The sequence below is a fragment of the Neobacillus sp. B4I6 genome, from assembly GCF_050434045.1.
Taxonomy (GTDB): domain Bacteria; phylum Bacillota; class Bacilli; order Bacillales; family Cytobacillaceae; genus Neobacillus.
Map to the genome: position 1 here is coordinate 1,341,241 of NZ_JBNPWB010000002.1, position 20,513 is coordinate 1,361,753.

General features: G+C 39.5%; 18 protein-coding genes, 1 pseudogene and 2 riboswitches. Of the genes and pseudogenes, 17 read left to right on the forward strand and 2 right to left on the reverse strand.

From position 1 onward, the window contains the following. The 17 genes and pseudogenes from QF028_RS08755 (at position 1) to QF028_RS08835 (ending at position 18,156) form a co-directional block, all read left to right on the forward strand. On the forward strand, positions 1–1,026 hold the full coding sequence (locus tag QF028_RS08755; RefSeq protein WP_429464884.1) for a TRAP transporter substrate-binding protein: 1,026 nt from the start codon (positions 1–3) through the stop codon (positions 1,024–1,026). Between the two features lie 99 nt (positions 1,027–1,125). Then, on the forward strand, positions 1,126–2,964 hold the full coding sequence (locus tag QF028_RS08760) for a sensor histidine kinase (RefSeq protein ID WP_429464885.1): 1,839 nt from the start codon (positions 1,126–1,128) through the stop codon (positions 2,962–2,964). After that, positions 2,961–3,704, forward strand: a complete 744-nt coding sequence (locus tag QF028_RS08765; protein ID WP_429464886.1) for a response regulator transcription factor — start codon at positions 2,961–2,963, stop codon at positions 3,702–3,704. The genes QF028_RS08760 and QF028_RS08765 overlap by 4 nt, the downstream gene beginning before the upstream one ends. A 448-nt stretch (positions 3,705–4,152) precedes the next feature. After that, a complete protein-coding gene (locus QF028_RS08770) occupies positions 4,153–4,485 on the forward strand; it encodes a hypothetical protein (protein ID WP_429464887.1) in 333 nt (110 codons plus the stop codon). A 148-nt stretch (positions 4,486–4,633) separates the two neighbouring features. Beyond that, a riboswitch (glycine riboswitch) is annotated at positions 4,634–4,733 on the forward strand. Positions 4,734–5,086: 353 nt separating this feature from the next. Next, positions 5,087–6,475 (forward strand): amino acid permease, encoded by a 1,389-nt coding sequence (locus QF028_RS08775; protein ID WP_429464888.1) that lies wholly within the window; start codon positions 5,087–5,089, stop codon positions 6,473–6,475. 112 nt (positions 6,476–6,587) lie between these two features. Continuing rightward, positions 6,588–6,690, forward strand: a riboswitch (glycine riboswitch). A gap of 242 nt (positions 6,691–6,932) precedes the next feature. Continuing rightward, a complete protein-coding gene (glyA, locus tag QF028_RS08780; RefSeq protein ID WP_215004559.1) occupies positions 6,933–8,183 on the forward strand; it encodes a serine hydroxymethyltransferase in 1,251 nt (416 codons plus the stop codon). 15 nt (positions 8,184–8,198) lie between these two features. Continuing rightward, the gene (locus QF028_RS08785) at positions 8,199–8,711 is read left to right on the forward strand and encodes a serine dehydratase beta chain (protein ID WP_429464889.1); all 513 of its coding nucleotides are present in this window, start codon (positions 8,199–8,201) and stop codon (positions 8,709–8,711) included. Beyond that, a complete protein-coding gene (gene sdaAA, locus QF028_RS08790) occupies positions 8,711–9,592 on the forward strand; it encodes an L-serine ammonia-lyase, iron-sulfur-dependent, subunit alpha (RefSeq protein WP_429464890.1) in 882 nt (293 codons plus the stop codon). Before QF028_RS08785 ends, sdaAA begins: the two co-directional genes overlap by 1 nt. Before the next feature lie 15 nt (positions 9,593–9,607). Beyond that, positions 9,608–10,720, forward strand: coding sequence for a glycine cleavage system aminomethyltransferase GcvT (gene gcvT, locus QF028_RS08795; RefSeq protein ID WP_429464891.1), 1,113 nt, complete (start codon positions 9,608–9,610; stop codon positions 10,718–10,720). Positions 10,721–10,845: 125 nt separating this feature from the next. Beyond that, on the forward strand, positions 10,846–11,241 hold the full coding sequence (gene gcvH, locus QF028_RS08800) for a glycine cleavage system protein GcvH (RefSeq protein ID WP_088088213.1): 396 nt from the start codon (positions 10,846–10,848) through the stop codon (positions 11,239–11,241). A gap of 1 nt (position 11,242) precedes the next feature. Beyond that, on the forward strand, positions 11,243–12,595 hold the full coding sequence (gcvPA, locus tag QF028_RS08805; RefSeq protein ID WP_429464892.1) for an aminomethyl-transferring glycine dehydrogenase subunit GcvPA: 1,353 nt from the start codon (positions 11,243–11,245) through the stop codon (positions 12,593–12,595). Continuing rightward, a pseudogene (gcvPB, locus tag QF028_RS08810) lies at positions 12,588–14,073 on the forward strand (aminomethyl-transferring glycine dehydrogenase subunit GcvPB). Before gcvPA ends, gcvPB begins: the two are co-directional and overlap by 8 nt. A 123-nt stretch (positions 14,074–14,196) precedes the next feature. Next, positions 14,197–15,075: a lipoyl synthase gene (lipA, locus tag QF028_RS08815; protein WP_215004547.1), complete on the forward strand. Its 879-nt coding sequence runs from the start codon at positions 14,197–14,199 to the stop codon at positions 15,073–15,075. A gap of 36 nt (positions 15,076–15,111) precedes the next feature. Beyond that, on the forward strand, positions 15,112–15,417 hold the full coding sequence (locus tag QF028_RS08820; RefSeq protein ID WP_215004545.1) for a HesB/IscA family protein: 306 nt from the start codon (positions 15,112–15,114) through the stop codon (positions 15,415–15,417). Between the two features lie 113 nt (positions 15,418–15,530). After that, entirely contained in the window at positions 15,531–16,931 is a 1,401-nt protein-coding gene (lpdA, locus tag QF028_RS08825) for a dihydrolipoyl dehydrogenase (protein ID WP_429464893.1), read from the forward strand. Between the two features lie 39 nt (positions 16,932–16,970). Then, a complete protein-coding gene (purU, locus tag QF028_RS08830; RefSeq protein WP_410885685.1) occupies positions 16,971–17,840 on the forward strand; it encodes a formyltetrahydrofolate deformylase in 870 nt (289 codons plus the stop codon). A gap of 148 nt (positions 17,841–17,988) precedes the next feature. Next, a complete protein-coding gene (locus tag QF028_RS08835; RefSeq protein ID WP_429464894.1) occupies positions 17,989–18,156 on the forward strand; it encodes a hypothetical protein in 168 nt (55 codons plus the stop codon). A 66-nt stretch (positions 18,157–18,222) separates the two neighbouring features. On the opposite strand, the gene QF028_RS08840 is transcribed toward QF028_RS08835, so the two are convergent. Together QF028_RS08840 and QF028_RS08845 are read right to left on the reverse strand one after the other, a co-directional pair. Beyond that, entirely contained in the window at positions 18,223–19,347 is a 1,125-nt protein-coding gene (locus QF028_RS08840; RefSeq protein ID WP_429464895.1) for a cupin domain-containing protein, read from the reverse strand. 79 nt (positions 19,348–19,426) lie between these two features. Next, positions 19,427–20,377, reverse strand: a complete 951-nt coding sequence (locus tag QF028_RS08845; protein ID WP_429464896.1) for a fumarylacetoacetate hydrolase family protein — start codon at positions 20,375–20,377, stop codon at positions 19,427–19,429. Positions 20,378–20,513: the final 136 nt, after the last annotated feature.

Genomic DNA, 20,513 nt, shown 5'->3' on the forward strand with positions numbered 1-20,513 from the left:
ATGAAGAAAAAAAAGATTACAGGAATTCTTGCAGCAACGCTTTTAATGGGTAGCATCCTAGCTGCTTGTGGGAAAGAAGCAACGACGGGTACAAAAGATGGGGGTTCGAAAGCTGAGGGACCTAAATATACGTTCCGGTTGGCAGATAATCAGCCGCCAGATTATCCAACTGTTGTTGGAGACAAAAAGTTTGCCGAATTGGTTGATGAAAGAACAAATGGCCGAATTAAAATTGAGGTATTTCCATCTGCCCAATTAGGGGATGAAAAATCCGTGTTGGAACAGGTTCAGCTTGGGGCCATTGAGTTCACAAGAATCAATTCCAGTCCGCTTGCCGAGTTCAATGATCAGTTCACTGCACTGGGACTTCCATATGTATTCGAAAGCGAAGAACACTTATGGAATTTTCTTAACGGTGAAATGGGTACAAAATTGTTAGATGGTTTAGAGCAGTCAAAAATGAAAGGGCTTGCTTATTATGATTCTGGGTCACGTAGTTTTTATTCTACTAAACCACTAAAAGGTGTAAAGGACTTAAAAGGGCAAAAAATCCGTGTGCAGCAGAGTAAAATCAATATTGATTTCATGGCAGCTCTTGGGGCAAGTGCGACACCAATGCCATATGGCGAAGTATTCAGTGCACTGCAAACAGGAATCATTGACGGCGCAGAAAATAACATTCCAAGCTTAGACTCTTCAAACCATTATCAGGAAGCGAAAAACTTTATTTTAGACCATCATCAACGGATCCCAGAAGTCCTGCTTATTAGTAAAGCAGCATGGGATAAGCTTTCAGAAAAAGACCAAAAAATTGTGAAACAAGCAGCACTTGATTCCGTTCAAGCTCAAAGAGATGAATGGGATAAGTGGGAAGAGCGTTCTACTAAGAAACTGAAAGAGGCAGGAGTTACCTTCACTGAGGTTGATGATATTACACCTTGGAAAGACGCTGTTAAATCCATGGTTGATAAATATTCAACAGATTATAAAGAGGTAATGGATGCCATTGAAAAAGCACGTCCATAATCGATAGCAGGCAGTAAACCTAGCTGGTAAATATATCCATTTACCAGCTAGGTCTTTTCTGTTTAAAAAATCACTAATAGATAGGAATGAATAACAACAATGATGAAGTGGTGGAGAAAAATCGCAGAATTCCTTGAACGATACATCCTCTTAAAAAATCAATCACTGATGATAAAGCTCTGTGTTTTCTCTAGTTTTCTGGTTATTTTTCCAGTCATTTCAGTTGGAGTTATTTCATACAATCGTTCATCGGTTGAACTTGAAAATGTACTTAGACAATCGAGTAGCCAAGTAATTGATCAAGTAGAGTCACATATCGAATATTATTTACAAGATTTTGAGATTACCAGTCTAAAAATTATCAACTCTCCTGAATTATCGAGCCTTTTGAAATTGAAAACGTCAGAAAATAGAGATCAATTTATTGAACCAACTCGTAACACCCTTAAAGAAGCAGAGTACTCAAGAGCAGATATAACTAATATCACTATACTACTTAATAACAATCAGGTAATTGATACTCTTGGAAATAGAAATTTCTATCCTGCTACGAAAATGAAAGAGGAATATTGGTATTCGTCTGTCCCACTTAATGGGATGAGTATGTTAGTTATGAGAAAGTTAAAATTAGAAAATAAGGAACAGCCTGTCATTTCACTCGTAAGGAGACTATATAATCCCCAGACTCTCTTACCCGTAGGCATGCTTATTATTGATATCAATTTCAGAAGAATTGAAGAAATCTCTAACAAGGTAACCATCAGTAAAAATGGCTATTTTTCCATTTTAGATGCGAACGGGCATTATATTTACCATCCTGACTACTCAAAGCTCGGGAAAAGGGTTGAATTCAAACAACTTTCAAACCTGAAAACAGAAGGAAACAGCACGGAAATTTTAGAAAATGAACGGAGAGATTTTGTTACCTATACTTTCTCTCGAAACCTCGGCTGGAGGTTTCTATCGGCAGTCCCATACCGAGATTTGGCGGGGGGGATCGTTCAAATTGAAAAAGCCATATCCTTAACCATTCTTGTCTCTTTGATCATTGCCTATTTGATCGGGTTCGGATTCGCCACAAGCATCATTCGGCCCATCCATCGTCTGCAACATTTTATGAAGGAAGTTGAAATTGGAAAATTAGATGGCAGAGTTCGAGTGGATTCTAATGATGAAATCGGACAATTGACTGCTGGTTTTAATAATACAGTTGAGAAACTATCCAACCTACTTGAAGAAGTATACGTCTCTAAGTTAAAGGAAGCAGAAATGTCACTTAAACAAAAAGAAGTGGAATTAAAAATGCTGCAATCACAAATGAATCCCCACTTTTTATACAATTCTCTTGAAACTATAAGGGGTATGGCATTGGAAGAAAGTCAGGAAAATATTGCAACCATGTCTTTCTCACTTGGAAAACTACTTCGGTATAATCTTAATAATCATTCATCTACCGTGAGTTTTAGAGAAGAAGTGAATTTTTGTGAAATGTATCTGCAGATTCAAAAGTTTCGCTTTGAGGACCGTTTTGAGTACATGTTTGATATTCCTCAATGGGTAATGGAACTAGAAATGGTAAAATTTTCCCTACAGCCATTGGTTGAGAATTGTTTTGTTCATGGTTATGGTCCTAATACTAGAAAATTAAAAATTGTGATATCAGCTTTCCGTCATTCTGAGTCTTCCATTGTTATTCGCATTTCCGATACTGGTGAAGGAATAAAGGATCATATTTTAGAAGAAATCAAGAAAAGAATGGACTTAAAAACGTCTACTAGTGATGGGAAAAATATAGGAATCGTAAATGTTCATCAAAGAATTCATTATTTGTTTGGACCTGAGTATGGAATAACCATTCAATGTGAACAGTGTTCAGGGACTGAGGTATTAATCCATTTACCCATACTAGATCATCATGTGGAGGAGGAGAGAGTATGAAGAAAAATATCTTGTTGGTTGATGATGAGAGATGGGTTCGAACAGCTCTAAAGTGGACGATAAACAAGTTGAAGCTTCCTTTGCAAGTAGTCCACGAATGTGAAAACGGGTTAGAAGCACTCGACTGGATTAAGCATAATGATGCAGATCTAGTGTTAACGGATATTCGAATGCCGATAATGGACGGGCTTTCGTTAGTAAAAGAATTGAGTCATTTGAAGAAGAAACAGGATGTCATTGTGATCAGTGTTCATGACGAGTTTCAATTTGTTCAACAAGCCATTCGAACCGGTGTAACCGATTACCTTCTAAAACCAGTAGAGGAAGCCGAGTTAAAAGGGTGTCTTGAAAAGTGGCTAGAAATGAAATCAAAAGAAGAGACAAAAAGGAATACTCCAAAAAATGAGGATGAAAATCTTCCTTCCTCAACGATTGACAAGGTTTTGCAGTATTTAGAAAAAACAGCATTAGACCAAATTACACTGAAAGATGCGGCAGAGTCTGTCCATATGAATCCTAGCTATCTTAGTCAATTATTCAAACAACAGCTAAACAAAAAGTTTGTCGATTATATTACCGAGCTGCGAATTGAGGAAAGCAAACGTTTGTTACTGAATACAACCTTACGATTGTCCGAGATTGCTGAGAGAGTGGGATACTCGGATTTAGCCTATTTTAGTAACAACTTTAAGAGAATTACAGGCTTTTCACCATCAGAGTTTCGAAAATCAGCGCTGTAAAGGTACCGGAAAAAACTCCATAAAGGTCGACGAGCCAAGAATCTAGTTTTTGGCTTCTTTTTTTTGATAGATTTAAGTTTGCGTTTAATTTATATCAATTTTGCTGTCGTATTTGGTCTAAAGATAGGACTTTGGCTATGGGTATATATATCTGAATATTTTAAATCTTAAAAAACACAAATTCACCTAAAAATATTCTCTATTATTGTTTACCTTCTAAATTATACAATTATTTCGATTGAAAGCGTTTTCCTTTGAAGGAGTGATAGGAATATCATGATACGGTTAAGATTTACCTAGTTTTACTCTTTATTGTATGTATTTTAAGCGTGGCTATCACTGTGAAGCATGGAGCACGTGATAATGGCTTAGATCCTCATTTTGTGGAGGGGAAATTCAATCCATATCCAACTGAAGGCAGCTTGCTTAAATATCATATTAAAACGGTTTGCTTGATGAGAAAAAAGTAGATGAATCGGTCACTTTTTTACTAACAGTGATGATGAAATTAGGCCTTTTCGAAAACCCTAATGTCGATGGTCAAAATGCGCTTGATGTGGTCAATAATCCTGAATCACAGAAAAAAGCGGATGAAGCACAACGGAAGTCATTGGTTATATTACGCAATGACAATATCCATGGTAAAAATGTATTACCATTGGGTGATAGTGAAATAAAGGATGTCAACCTATATATTGAGATGTTCCCAGGTGGAAATGATGCAGCTGCCACTAAGAAATTAAAAGAAACTGGATTTGACTTTGGATTAACATATAAATAAGAGTTAAAAGCACACGAATGCTTTAAATAGTAGTCTGTTAACAATGCCCTCTATATTTCTAAAAAATTATAATAATAATTAAATTCAGAAAATTCATTTGACATCATGCTTTCGATAGATTAGGATTAAATTATATTCATAATTGCGGATGAGTATTGTGGGAGAGACTAAACGTATTGTTTAGCACCGAAGGAGCAAGTCCCAAAAATTGGGTTCAATCTCTCAGGTAAAAGGACCACAATAGGACGCGTCTCTGGAGAGCGCCATGTGCCACCAAAGGAGTTATACTCTCAGGTAAAAGGACAGAGGAAAATGGGGAACGCCTATTTTTCTCTGTCCTTTTTTTGTGGAGAAAAATAGTAATAAACATAAAAAGGAGGAGGTAAAGACAAAACTAATAATTGGTGAGGCGCATCATGATTGACCTGTTGAATATTTATTTTTTAGAAAAATGTAAGCGCTTATTTATGCCGAATTGACTAAATAAATATTAAATTTTCATTGGGATCAATTTGCAATTATTGATTTTACATATTACTTGATTATTTAAAGTCATCAAAAATTTGCAAACATTCTCAAAAAGTAGAAAGAGGGAATTCATATGCAGGAACAAACATTGTCGAGAGGTTTAAAAAACAGGCACGTTCAACTTATCGCTATTGGCGGGGCTATCGGAACAGGATTATTTCTTGGAGCAGGTAGATCTATTCATTTAGCAGGTCCATCGATTTTATTTGCTTACTTGATTACAGGTGTCATTTGCTTTTTAATCATGCGTGCACTTGGAGAACTGCTTTTATCCAATTTGAAATATCATTCTTTTGTTGACTTTGTAAGAGATTATTTAGGTAATATGGCAGCATTTATTACTGGCTGGACCTACTGGTTTTGCTGGATTTCAATCGCTATGGCCGATTTAACAGCAGTTGGTCTCTATACTCAGTTTTGGTTTCCAAGTATACCACAATGGATGCCAGGATTAATTGCACTAGTCGTTTTGCTAATTATGAACCTTGCAACCGTAAAGCTTTTTGGCGAAATGGAATTCTGGTTCGCATTAATTAAAGTTATTGCGATTCTTGGATTAATTGTTGTCGGAATTTTCATGATTATTAAGGGATTTTCCACAAATTCAGGCGCATCCAGTTTCACGAATCTATGGAGCCACGGCGGCATGTTCCCAAATGGCATAAATGGCTTTATCCTCTCATTCCAGATGGTCGTGTTTGCGTTTGTTGGCATTGAACTTGTAGGACTTACTGCAGGTGAAACAGAAGACCCGGAAAAAGTTATCCCAAAAGCAATCAATAATATTCCTATTCGGGTATTAATTTTCTACATTGGCGCCCTTATTGTCATTATGAGTATTTATCCGTGGAACGCCATCAATCCAGCGAAAAGCCCATTCGTTCAAGTATTCGTGGCGGTTGGTATCGCTGCAGCTGCTGGTATCGTCAATTTTGTCGTTCTAACATCTGCAGCTTCGGCATGTAACAGCGCCATTTTCAGTACAAGCCGTATGGTATACTCACTTGCCAGAGATAAAAATGCACCTGTACCATTTGCAAAACTTACGTCACGTCAGGTACCTTCCAATGCATTGTTCTTTTCCACTGTTGTTATTTTAATTGCCGTTGTTTTGAACTATGTAATGCCAGAAGGAGTATTTACGTTGATTACAAGTATTTCAACAGTATGTTTCATCTTTATTTGGGGTATTACTGTCGTCAGTCATTTGAAATACCGCAAAACCAGACCAGATCTAGCGAAAGCGAACAAATTTAAATTGCCGCTTTATCCATTTTCCAATTACTTAATCCTTGCCTTCCTTGCGTTCGTGCTTGTCGTCCTTGCACTTGCGGAAGACACTCGTGTTGCCTTGTTCGTAACACCTGTCTGGTTTATCATGCTGATTGCAATTTATAAGATGTTGATAAAGAAGGCGGATTATGCGGATCAGGAGAATCAACAACAAGTAGCAGAAAATTAAGTGGCAACCCAAAAAAATAACTTTTATTAATAAATAATGTTTCCGCTTTCAAAAAAGCTTGACTTAGATTCCATTTACTATTATTCTGAAAATAATAAAAATAAATAAGCGGAAGATGGTTGTGGGAGAGTGCAAGTTTACACGCCACCGAAGGAGCAAGTTCCAAAAAGACCCTTGGAACAAATCTCTCAGGTAGATGGAACCACAATTGGACGCAACTCTGGAGAGCGCAGATAAAGTATTTGCCACCAAAGGGGAAGGTTCTTAATCGAACTTAAACTCTCAGGTAAAAGGACAGAGAAGGGTAGAAGTAAGCCATGTGCTACCCTTTTCTGTCCTTTTTTGCGTGCAAAAAAGTATGGTTTCGCTTCAGATTCTATCTTGGGAATAAACAGATAAAATCCGAGGTTAAACACTGATAGAGGTAGCTAATACAACGAATCAAGGGGGAAACGGTTTGAGTTTACAACAAAATGATTCAACTATTTTTGAAGCAATTAGGAAAGAGCAGCATCGTCAGCATCAAACATTGGAGTTGATCGCATCTGAAAACTTCGTAAGCCAAGATGTTTTAGAAGCAATGGGAAGTGTGATGACGAACAAATATGCAGAAGGCTATCCAGGGAAGCGTTACTATGGCGGATGTGAATTTGTCGATGTGGCAGAACAAATAGCGATTGACCGCCTAACACAGCTGTTTGGTGCTAAATATGCCAATGTTCAGCCTCACTCAGGTGCACAAGCAAATTTTGCTGTATTTTTCGCATTGCTTCAACCTGGTGATAAAGTGATGGGGATGAACCTCTCTCATGGCGGGCACTTAACGCACGGAAGTCCTGTTAGTGTTTCAGGAAAATGGTTTGAGGTAGTGTCCTATGGTGTGAGAGAAGATACTCAATTGATTGATTATGATGAACTGGAAGCGATCGCGAATAAAGAAAAACCGAAATTGATCATTGCAGGTACAAGTGCTTACACTAGAACGATTGATTTTGCACGGTTTAGACAAATTGCTGATCAAGTTGGCGCAAAATTCATGGTAGATATGGCGCATATTGCGGGACTTGTTGCAGCTGGTCTTCATCCATCGCCGGTTCCATACGCAGATGTTGTAACGAGCACTACGCATAAGACGCTCCGAGGACCGCGTGGCGGCATTATTTTAACAAATGATGAAGATATGATAAAAGCCATTAATAAATCGGTGTTCCCAGGGATTCAAGGCGGCCCGCTAATGCATATTATTGCAGCTAAGGCGGTTGCATTCAATGAAGCATTGCAGCCAAGCTTTAAGGAATATGCAAAACAAATCATTCTAAATGCCGACACACTAGGCAAAACATTAAAAAATGAAGGTGCAGCCCTTGTTTCTGGTGGAACGGATAATCATATCGTCCTTTTAGATTTACGTCCGTGGAATTTAACTGGAAAAGAAGCAGAAAAATTATTAGAAGAAGCGGGCATTACTGTAAATAAAAATACGATTCCATTTGATCCAGAAAAGCCGTTTGTTACGAGCGGTATTCGCATGGGAACAGCGGCTTTAACGACACGGGGTATGAAACAGGATGATATGGTGAAAATCGGGCAAGTTATCGCAGCTGTTTTGAAGAGCAAAGGGGACAAAGTCGTACTTGAGAAAGCAAAAGAAACAACCAAAGCAATTTGTGGAGTCTATCCGTTATTTCAACAGGCAGTCACAGTATAAGAAAGGGGTATGAGGATGGAATTTCAGAGTTGTTTTGACATTATTGGCCCGATTATGGTGGGACCGTCGAGTTCTCATACAGCAGGTGTCGTATCTATCGGGAAATTTATTTATGAACTGTTAGGAGATTGTCCACAAGAGGTCAATATTGTATTTTATGATTCCTTTGCTGAAACTTATCAAGGACATGGAACAGATAAAGCACTTCTTGGCGGATTGCTTGGGATGGATACCGATGATACACGCATTAAACATTCATTGGAGTGGGCAAAAGAGGTTGGCGTGCAGTACCATTTCGAATTTGAAGATATCTGTGACTACTATGACCACCCAAATACAACAATCGTGACAGTGAAACTCGAAGATCGTGTTGTAAAGGTTGGCGGTGCATCACTTGGTGGAGGCTTATCAAAAATCTTTATGATTAACGAGAAGATGGTAGATATTCGTTTAAGTGCAGGCGATGACTTTACAGTCCTTGCTAGTTCTTATCAACCAAGAGGGAAAGTACTTATGGAGGCAATTTAATGAAGATACAGTCCATGAAAGAGCTGATTGAAGCTTGTGAAAGAGAACAAAAAACCATTGGTGAAATCATGTTGATGATGGAAACAGAAAAATCAGGAAGAGACCAAGAAACCATAATAAGCATGATGGAAGAGCGATTGATCAAAATGAAAGAAGCCGTTGATAGCGGTATAAAAGATGCCTCAACCGCACCGAGTGGAATTTCTGGCGGGGATGCCGTGAAAATGTATGATTACGTACATCAAGGTAAATCTCTGTCAGGTAGTTATGTAAGCAATGCAATGAGCTTTTCATTGGCAACTTCTGAAAGCAATGCACGGATGGGGGTTATTGTAGCCACTCCAACTGCTGGGGCAGCCGGTATTTTGCCTGGTGTATTGTTTGCGCTTCATAAAAATGATGGCACACCCTACAAAGATTTAGTCATGGGGTTGTTCACAGCAAGTATGCTCGGGTTTGTCATTGCAAATCGTTCATTCATTTCGGGGGCAGCTGGAGGCTGCCAAGCAGAGGTAGGATCCGCAACAGCCATGGCCGCAGGAACAATCGTTGAGTTAAAAGGGGGCACGCCACAGCAAGCAGTGAATGCGACGGCCATTGCCATGAAGTCACTCTTGGGTTTAGTTTGTGATCCAGTCGCAGGTCTTGTTGAGGTGCCTTGCATAAAGCGAAATGTGATTGGAACCTCTATCGCATTTTCAGCGGCTGATATGTCTCTTGCTGGGATTGAAAGTCGCATTCCGTGTGATGAAGTAATTGAAGCGATGTATAGGGTTGGAAAAGATATGCCTCGGACACTTCGGGAAACAGCGCTTGGAGGTCTAGCAACGACACAAACAGGTAAACAGGTGAAGGAACGACTATTTTGTAGGAAATCATAAGTAGGGGGTCTATCAATGGGGACAGAAATAGCATTAAAGCAAACACCACTTTTTGAAATTTATGGAAAATCAGGTGCGAAGGTCATTGATTTTGGAGGCTGGGCATTGCCAGTACAATTTTCCAGCATTTTAGATGAGCATGAGGTTGTTCGAACAAAAGCAGGTCTTTTTGATGTCTCCCATATGGGTGAAGTGCTTGTTGAAGGCAAAGATGCAGAGAGTTACATTAACTACCTTGTCACTAACGATGTAACAAAGCTTAGTATCGATCAAGCACAATATACAGCAATGTGCTATCCAGACGGCGGAACAGTCGATGATTTATTAGTGTACAAATTAGCAGATGAAAAATATTTACTCGTCATTAATGCCTCAAACATTGAGAAAGATTATGAATGGATGAAGCAGCATGTAAAAGGAGATGTGACGCTCCAAAATATTTCGAATGACATTGCACAGCTTGCCATCCAAGGTCCAAAGGCTGAAGGTATTTTACAAAAGTTAACGGAAGCAGATCTATCAGAAATTGGCCCATTTAAATTTGCTCAACATGTCAACCTGGACGGGATTACAGATGTGCTCGTATCTCGGACAGGTTATACAGGAGAAGATGGTTTTGAGCTTTATTTAGATGCTGCACAAGTCGAAGCACTTTGGGTAAAGCTTTTAGAAGTAGGAAGTGATGATGGCTTAAAACCATGTGGCCTCGGTGCACGTGACACGCTTCGTTTAGAAGCACGTCTTGCACTCTATGGTCAAGAGCTATTAAGTGATATTAGTCCCCTTGAAGCTGGAATCGGCTTTGCCGTAAAAACGAAAAAAGAAAGTGATTTTATCGGTAAATCCGCACTTTCAGCACAAAAAGAAGCCGGATTAAAACGAAAATTAGTAGGAATTGAGGTAACAGGCCGGGGGATTCCACGCCACGGTTATCAAGTAGTTTCAGAAGGTGGAGAGGCAATTGGTGTTGTTACATCAGGAACCCAATCACCATCTTTAAAGAAAAGCATAGGCCTTGCACTAATATCCGCAGAACATGCAGAAGTGGGAACACCATTAAAAGTGGTCATCCGTAATAAGCAGATTGAGGCGGTTGTTGTTAAAACACCGTTCTATAAAAAGGGTTAATAGAGTGATAGAGTTCTCTGGTTAACTTGCATAAAGATGATAGGCAGGCCGACTGTACGTAAACTTACATGAAATCAAGACCTGAATGATCAAACTTGAATTTACAATCGGAAGGAAGAGAAACAATGACTAAAGCGACAGCAACTTTACTATATAGCAAAGAACATGAGTGGGTATTACAATTAGACGGAAATCGAGTACGTATTGGAATCTCTGATTTTGCACAAAAGCAATTAGGAGATATTGTCTTTGTTGAAACCTTAGAAGTGGATGATGAAGTAAAAGCGAATGAATCAATGGGGACCATCGAATCAGTAAAAGCAGTTTCTGACCTATACTCTCCTGTATCAGGTACGGTTGTTACTGTAAACGAAGAGTTAGGAGATGCTCCTGAGACGATTAATGAACATCCATTTGAAGCAGGTTGGTTAGTAGAAGTGGAAATGTCCAATCCTGAAGAATTGGAATCACTTTTAAATGAAGATGCGTACCAAGCATTTATTAATGAAGGAGAGGAATAAAATGACTTCCACTTATCGATACCTCCCTGATACGAAACAAGATCAAGAGGAAATGCTCGGTTTTTTAAATATTTCTTCGATAGATGAGTTATTTGAAGATATTCCAGCTGAAATTCAATTAAATGGTGATCTGCCTATTCCAGCGGCAGTGCCTGAGCCGCTTCTTTTGAAAAAAATGAATCAACTGGCTTCCAAAAATAAAAATGCTAATCATTACCCAACCTTTCTTGGTGCAGGAACCTATGATCACTATATTCCAAGTGTGGTCAATCATATGATTTCACGGTCCGAATTTTACACAGCCTATACACCATACCAACCGGAAATCAGCCAAGGTGAATTACAGGCAATTTTTGAATTCCAAACCATGGTTTGTGAACTGACAGGAATGGATGTGGCCAATTCTTCGATGTACGATGGCTTTACATCTCTTGCGGAAGCTGCATCACTTGCTGTTGCATCAACACGACGTTCCAAAGTACTTGTGTCAAAGGCAGTTCATCCTGAATCACGTGCCATCTTAAATACGGTAGCAGATGGCCAAGGTTATATAGTTGAAGACGTCAATCTTACTGATGATGAGACAAGCTTAGTGAAGCTGCAAGGACAAATTGATAAAAACACTGCTGCTGTTATTGTTCAATACCCAAACTTTTTCGGTTCCATTGAGGATCTAGCAGAAATTAAGAATATCGCGGATACAAAAGGAGCGCTTTTAATTGTAAGCGCCAATCCATTGGCACTGGCACTCTTGCAGGCTCCTGGTAAACTTGGAGCAGACATTGTGATTGGGGATATGCAGCCATTAGGAATCCCGATGTCCTTCGGCGGCCCACATTGTGGTTATTTTACGGTAAGTAAGAAATTTATGCGAAAAATCCCAGGACGAATTGTGGGGCAAACGAAAGATGAAAAAGGACAACGCGGATTTGTATTAACCCTGCAAGCACGCGAACAACATATTCGCCGTGATAAAGCATCATCCAATATTTGTTCAAACCAAGCATTAAATGCACTTGCTTCTGCGGTTTGCATGAGTGCACTTGGAAAGCAAGGAATTCGTCATATGGCCCAATTAAACTTTGAAAAAGCAGATTACATGGCAAAATCTCTAAATAGAAAAGGCTTTACCATTATGAATAAAGCGCCATTCTTTAATGAATTTGTTGTTAAGCTTCCTTGTCCGGTAAAGGAAGTCAATGCCAAACTTCTTGAGGCAGGTATCATCGGTGGGTTTGATTTAGGAACGGATTACGGTTTAGAAAATCAAATGCTGCTAGCAGTAACAGAGCAGAGGACAAAAGAAGAGATTGACCAATTTATCGAGGTATTGGAGGCAGTTGTAAATGGTTGAATATAATGACCTAATTTTTGAAATCAGTCGTCAAGGACGTGTTGGATCAAGCCTTCCGGAAAGTGACGTTGATACTGTTGATCTAAATGATAAACTTCCCAAGCATTTGATTCGTGACCTGCCAGCAGAACTCCCGGAAGTATCAGAGTTGCAGCTTGTTCGCCATTACACAGCGCTTTCGAATAAAAACCATGGGATCGATAATGGCTTCTATCCACTTGGTTCTTGTACGATGAAGTACAATCCGAAAATTAATGAAGATGTAGCACGTTTGGAAGGGTTTAGCCGCATTCATCCATACCAGCCAACAGAAACAGTACAAGGCGCACTAGAGGTCTTATATGAATTACAGGAAGAGTTAGCTGTCATCACAGGAATGGATGCAGTGACTTTACAGCCTTCAGCAGGAGCTCAAGGTGAATGGACAGGGTTAATGATGGTCAAAGCCTACCATAAGCAAAAAGGAGAGGTAAGAACGAAAGTCCTTGTACCAGACTCTGCACACGGAACAAACCCTGCAAGTGCATCGGTTGCCGGTTTTGAAACCATAACGATTCCATCCAATGAGCATGGGTTAGTCGACTTAGAAGAATTAAAGAAGCATGTAAATGATAATACAGCAGCACTGATGCTAACAAATCCAAATACTCTCGGCCTGTTTGAAAAAGAAATCGTAGAAATCGCCAAGGTTGTTCACGAAGCAGGCGGCTTATTATACTATGATGGAGCTAATGCGAATGCCATCTTAGGGAAATCTACTCCGGGTCAAATGGGCTTTGACATCGTGCACTTAAATCTTCATAAAACATTTACTACACCTCATGGGGGCGGCGGCCCAGGTGCAGGTCCAGTCGGTGTGAAAGAGAAACTGATTCCGTTTTTACCAGTACCGCGTGTTGAGAAAGTGAATGAGGTATATGTGCTAGATTCTAACCAACCGTTATCTATCGGTCGAGTTAAAGGATACTATGGAAACTTCGGTATTCTATTACGTGCGTACACCTATATTCGCACAATGGGACCTGAGGGGGTTACGTCAAGTGTCGGAAAGTGCAGTACTACATGCGAATTATCTGCGCAAAAAACTCGAGCCGTATTTTGAAGCACCGTATTCACAAATTTGTAAGCATGAATTTGTGTTATCTGGATCAAGACAGAAAAAACTTGGTGTAAGAACACTTGATATGGCCAAACGTCTGCTTGATTTTGGCTACCATCCACCTACCATCTACTTCCCGCTAAATGTGGAGGAATGTTTGATGATTGAACCGACAGAAACAGAGTCAAAAGAAACACTAGATGCTTTTGCGGATGTCATGATTCAAATTGCAAAAGAAGTGGAAGAAAATCCAGGTGTCGTATTAGACGCACCACATACTACGGTTATTGGCCGCTTGGATGAAGTACAGGCAGCTAGAACACCAATCTTACGTTATACAAAAGTGGAAGCAGTAAAAAGAGAAACCGTAATGTCTTAAACGTATAGGTAAACATGAACCACTGAGAATGAAGATAAAGAGAAAATAAATTTTCTCACTATGTCATTCTTGGTGGTTTAAAATAAACCGAAAACTTCATGACTGTTCATAGGAGTGGAAGAGATGTCAATTGATCATGTTCGCAAACCAGAATGGCTAAAAATAAAATTAAATACGAATGAAGAGTATACTGGCTTAAAAAAAATGATGCGTGAAAAAAAGCTACATACGGTCTGCGAAGAAGCGAAATGTCCAAACATTCATGAATGCTGGGCGGAACGCAAAACCGCAACCTTTATGATTTTAGGAAGTATATGCACCCGTGCATGCCGTTTCTGTGCGGTTCAAACAGGGCTTCCGACAGAGCTGGATTGGGATGAGCCAGAGCGTGTTGCAGAGTCAGTGGAAAAAATGAGACTAAAGCATGTAGTGATTACCGCTGTTGCTCGTGATGATTTAAAAGATGGTGGAGCTGGGGTTTTTGCAGAAACAGTACGGGCAGTAAGACGCCGCAATCCATTTTGCAGCATTGAAGTTCTCCCGTCCGATATGAAGGGTGAATATGACAACTTAAAAACATTAATGGATGCCAGGCCAGACATTTTAAATCACAATATTGAGACAGTGAAACGTTTATCACCTAGAATTCGTTCACGGGCAACTTACGAACGTTCCCTTGAGTTTTTGAGCCGAGCAAAAGAAATGAATGCTACTATTCCAACAAAATCAAGCATTATGATTGGTCTAGGAGAAACAAAAGAAGAAATTATAGAAACAATGGACGATCTTCGTGCAAACAATGTAGATATTATGACAATCGGTCAATATTTGCAGCCAACCAAACATCATCTTAAAGTCCAAAAATACTGGAGTCCACAAGAATTTGAAGATCTAAAGAACATTGCCATGTCAAAAGGCTTTAGTCATTGCGAAGCAGGTCCGCTCGTACGCTCCTCTTATCATGCAGACGAACAGGTTAATGCAGCAAAAGCGAATGCGTAATCAATTAAAATAGGCGAATAAGGGGCGGGAAGTCCTATGATGATAAAAATGACAGAAGCAGCAATGAACAAGCTTAAGGAAATGTCGGTCAATAGAGAGCAAACTCCTCGGATTGACGCCGAGGTCGCTGGCGGATGCGGGATGACTGTTAAGTTTTCAATTGTTTTTGATGAACCACGGCGAAATGATTTATGCATTGAGACGGATGGGATTCAGATTCGGTTGGATCGTTTTACAAAACGCTATTTAGATGAAGAAACACAAATTGATTATAGAGACGAACAAGGTTTTCTAGTTGGCGAAAGCTTTGCCTCTAGTGCATGTGCAATTGAATTCGATTAATTGGAAAATGGTTGATGTCTATTACTGAATGGAGCTAATAGCTATTTATGAAAATATTAAACCAAGTTTTCCTATAGATATAATTACATATTTTTATTAAAGGAGTCACGAAGATGACAAAAGAATATGATGTTGTTATTATCGGCGGTGGAACAGGCGGGTACGTTGCAGCCATTCGCGCCTCTCAATTAGGTTTAAAAGTGGCGGTCATTGAAAAAGGAAAATTAGGTGGAACATGCCTTCATGCTGGTTGTATCCCGAGTAAGGCCTTATTAAGAAGCGCAGAAGTGTACGCTCAAACAAAAAACGTAGATAAGTATGGTGTTATTGCCTCAGAAGTTGGATTTGATTTCTCAAAAGTACAGGCTCGGAAAGAAGAAATTACGGCCCAGCTATTTAAAGGTGTCCAGCATTTAATGAAAAAAGGAAAGATCGATGTTTATGATGGGAAAGGTAGTATTTTGCAGTCAAAAGATGTTCTAGTGGAATTGAATAACCAAGAAGAGGAAATCATTTTAAGCCCCCGGAATATTTTGATTGCAACAGGCTCTCGTCCAAGAACACTCCATGGTCTTGAAGTAGATAAAAGGTATGTGATGACATCGGATGAAGCCTTGAAAATGGAGACGCTTCCAAAATCGATTATCATTGTTGGCGGCGGAGTGATTGGAATCGAATGGGCATCGATGCTCGTGGACTTCGGATTACAAGTAACCGTACTTGAATATGCCGACCGTATATTACCAACAGAAGATCAAGATGTATCAAAGGAAATCCAGCGTTTAATGAAGAAAAAAGGTGTGAAAATCTTCACTAGTGCAAAGGTGCTGCCTGAGACACTTGAAAAAGGTGAGGGTGTTTCGATTAAAGCAGAGCATAAAGGAAAAGAAACGCCATTTTCTGCTGATAAGCTTTTAGTTTCCGTAGGGCGATTACCAAATACGGAAGGCATTGGGCTTGAAAAAACTACCATTGATCTGGATCGAGATTTTATTAAAACAAATGAGTTTTATCAAACGAATGAACCAAACATATACGCTATAGGTGATGTGATTGGCGGCCTTCAGCTTGCCCATGTTGCCTCACATGAAGGAATCATCGCGATTGAACATATGGCAGGAGAAAACCCTGCACCACTTGATTCGACTCTTGTTTCAAAATGTGTATACAGCAGCCCAGAAGTAGCAAGTGTTGGGCTCACAGAAGGAGAAGCAAAGGGAAAAGGGTATCAAGTAAAAACTGGTAAATTTTCATTCCGTGCCATCGGAAAGGCATTGGTTTTTGGTGAATCAGATGGTTTTGTCAAACTGGTTGTTGAAGAAGGAACGAATAAGCTGTTAGGAGCCCATATGGTAGGTCCTCATGTAACGGATATGATTACAGAAATTGGCCTCGCTCGTGTATTAAACGCAACAGCCATGGATATTGCTCATACAATCCATCCCCACCCGACATTAGCTGAAGCAATTGGTGAAGCTGCCCTTGCCGTAGATGGAAAGGCAATTCATGCATAAAATAACATCAATCATAATCCTAAGGATGGTGGAAGAGAAATGAACACAAAGGTAAAGCTGAACCGTGCAAAATTATTAATTTCTTGTCCGGAAAAGCCGGGGATCATCTCGACGGTAACGAATTTTTTATTAGAACACAAAGCGAATATTGTACATTTTGACCAACATACAACGGATCCCCAAGCAGGAATTTTCTTTATGCGGATCGAGTTTGATTTGGAAGAATTTGATTCTACATTTGAAAAACTTGAAAAAGATCTACATGTGATGGCGCAAGATTATGCTTTGGATTGGCAATTGAGCAGTAATGAAAGAAGAAAGCGAATGGCCATCTTTGTTTCCAAAGCGGACCACTGTCTAAGTGAGCTTTTATGGCGGTGGAAATCTAATGAAATTCCTGTGGATATCCCTATGGTGATCAGTAATCATACTGATTTAAAAGAATTGGTTGAGGGTTATGGCATCCCTTTTTATCATATCCCGTTGTCTCAAGAAACGAAAGGAGATGCCGAACAGAAAGCACTTGAACTATTGAAAGGGAAAGTAGATTTTATTGTTCTGGCCAGGTATATGCAAATTCTTTCTCCTAATTTCATTTCGCATTATCCTAAACAAATCATTAACATCCATCACTCATTCTTACCGGCTTTTGTTGGGGCAAATCCTTATGTAAGAGCGTTTAACCGAGGGGTGAAGTTAATAGGAGCAACTGCCCATTATGTAACAAATGATCTTGATGAAGGACCAATTATTGAACAAGATGTACAGCGTATTAATCATCGCTATACAGTAGCGGATTTAAAGACTGCGGGACGTCATGTGGAAAAAAGAGTTCTCGCCGAAGCCGTTTCCTGGCATGTTGAAGATAAAGTACTTGTTCATGGAAATAAAACGATTGTATTTGCATGAGTGGGTTTCATAAGGTGGTTGCCCCTGTTTAAATGGTCATTTGGAATCGGAAGATAGGAGCCTAAAAATGGCTCAAAAAATAAGGATGAGGGGATATCGGGGGATTTTCGGAAACACATGTAAACGAAGATCCTAGGAGATGGTGCTAATGGCAGGAGATGAACATGTACTGAACTTTATTCATATCGTTTTAGCTATTCTTTGGATATTGATTTTTCTTCAAAATAAACGAAAGCGTACGTTAACCTACACACATATCATGCTGCTGCTTTTTGCCGTGGGTATATTACTTAATTCACTAGTGAAGTGGTCATAAAGGCTAACCATCAAATTTGCAAATGAAAAAAAACGCTCAAATTGAGCGTTTTTTTAAATCATTCTATTAACGGAAGTCCGCTTTAAATTCGCCAGTCATTTTTTGGTGGCCGTTGTTTTCTTCAAACAATTGCTCTTGTTCTAAGTCGAAACGGTTCATAATTGGTAAATCGTTTACTGAAAAGAGGTAAGAGTCTTCTGATGCAGAGTGTTCATACCATGCCCAGTTTGGAACAACGAAGTAATCGCCTTTTTTCCAATCGAATCGAATGCCATTAATGACTGTGTGACCTGAGCCTTTGTGTACTTGGTAAACAGTTGAGTGTGTATGGCGTAATGCCTTTGTTTGGAACCCATGTGGTAAATGCTGCATTCGAGTGCCAAGCGTCGGGTTCGCCGATTTACCTGTAGATGGGTTAATGTAATCTACTGCATATCCATGGTGTGGATTTGGATCGAATTCCATCAAGCCTTTAATTCCTTCTACCGTTCGATCCCATTTATAATTAGCAAGTGGAGCAACTGTGAATTTTTCATCACCAACAGGACGAACCATGCCGCCACGATAACGAATCTCTGAAAAGTTATCTGGAATATCTGGTTGTTGTAAACCATCTTCATAAGGTTCAAAGAAGGTACCACCGATTGCGTAAAGAGTAGGGATATCTAAAGCATCCATCCAATACATCGGCTCTGTACCTAAATGGGCATGCCCATGCCATAAGCCCTTTGGAGTAATTAAAAAGTCGCCTTCTTCCATGAAAATACGCTGACCTTGTACGATCGTGTATGCACCTGATCCTTCAGAAATGAAGCGCAAGGCACTTTGTGAGTGACGGTGCGAGGGAGCTTGCTCACCAGGCAATAACATTTGAATAGCTGCATAAATCGTTTGAGTAGTAGACCCCCATCCCCAAGGTTCACGATAAGTTAAGCCAGGATTTTGGAAATAAATCGCACGACGTTCCCCACCGCGTTCTGGTGTGAAGATTTGAGCGGCTTCAGCCATTTTCTTTTTGAGCAATTCATCGCTCCAAAGATAAGCTTGTGCCTGAGGCTTTGGCGTTTTGTGCATAATTGCTGGAATTGCTTCCCAAAGAGGTCCTAAGTTGTATTGTTGAATATCTCTTGTGTAATTGGTTACAATCGAGCTTTTCATAAACTCCTGAACTTCTGGATTTACTTCAGCCATTTCACATTCTCCTTTATTATTCAAATCTTATAGCGAAAAGGGGTGCAGTGTATGCTGCTAGACCCCTTGCAAATCCTAATTATACAGTGGCTAAGACTTCAGTTGCCTTTACTTTATTTTCAAGGGCACCAATTTGGTCGATTTCAATACGAACGACGTCTCCATCTTTTAAGAATTGCTGAGGATCCATTGCAAATCCAACGCCTCCAGGGGTTCCTGTTAATACAACATCTCCTGGCTCTAATGTCATTAAATTTGATAAGAAAGAGACTAATTTTTGAACGGAGAATACTAGATTGGCAGTATTCGTTTTTTGACGTACTTCCCCATTTACTTTTAGGACAATATCTAAGCCAGATGGATTTTGTAATTCATCTGAAGTTACTAAATATGGTCCCATTGGTGCACTGCCATCTACTGTTTTTCCTTGTAACCATTGAATAGTGCGGCGTTGAATATCACGATAGGTTACGTCATTTGTAATTGTATAACCTGCTACATAGTCTAATGCATCTTCTTCGGAAACATTGCGGGCTTGTTTGCCAACAACAAATGTAAACTCTGCTTCATAGTCAAGTTTGTCAGAAATTGGATAGTGTGGAATATCGTCCTCAGGCCCTAAGATTGTATTAGCAAATTTTGCAAAAATAACTGGGTGGGATGGGAGTTCACGACCCATTTCTAAAATGTGCTCGCGATAGTTGTGACCCACACAAATAATTTTGCCTGGCCGCCCGACAGGTGCTTCTACCTTAACTTCCTCGCGATTGTAAATCACTTTTTTATCAAAGCTTTCAGGATTAGCTAAAATGAAATCGATTGCATTTTGCGCTAGTTGCAGCGACTCTTTACCACCTTGGTATAACTCGTCTGTATTTTCTGGCACATATGCTTTTGCGATGGCTTCGAAACGGTACTTTCCTTCTGTTTTTAACTGTGCTTGGTACGCATAGTTTAAGTCGATTACTTGGTTGTCCACGATTGCCCCTGCACGAGTATGCCCAGCGACAGTAAAATTAATAAGTTTCATTGTTGTCCTCCTTGTTTTCACTAATTGTGAAACTAGTTCACTATTTATAAAAAATATTAATAGGTTTTGATAAGATTGTCAATATTATTTGTTTTCAGAAAAAATAAAATTTCTATTATCATTTCATATCTCCTCA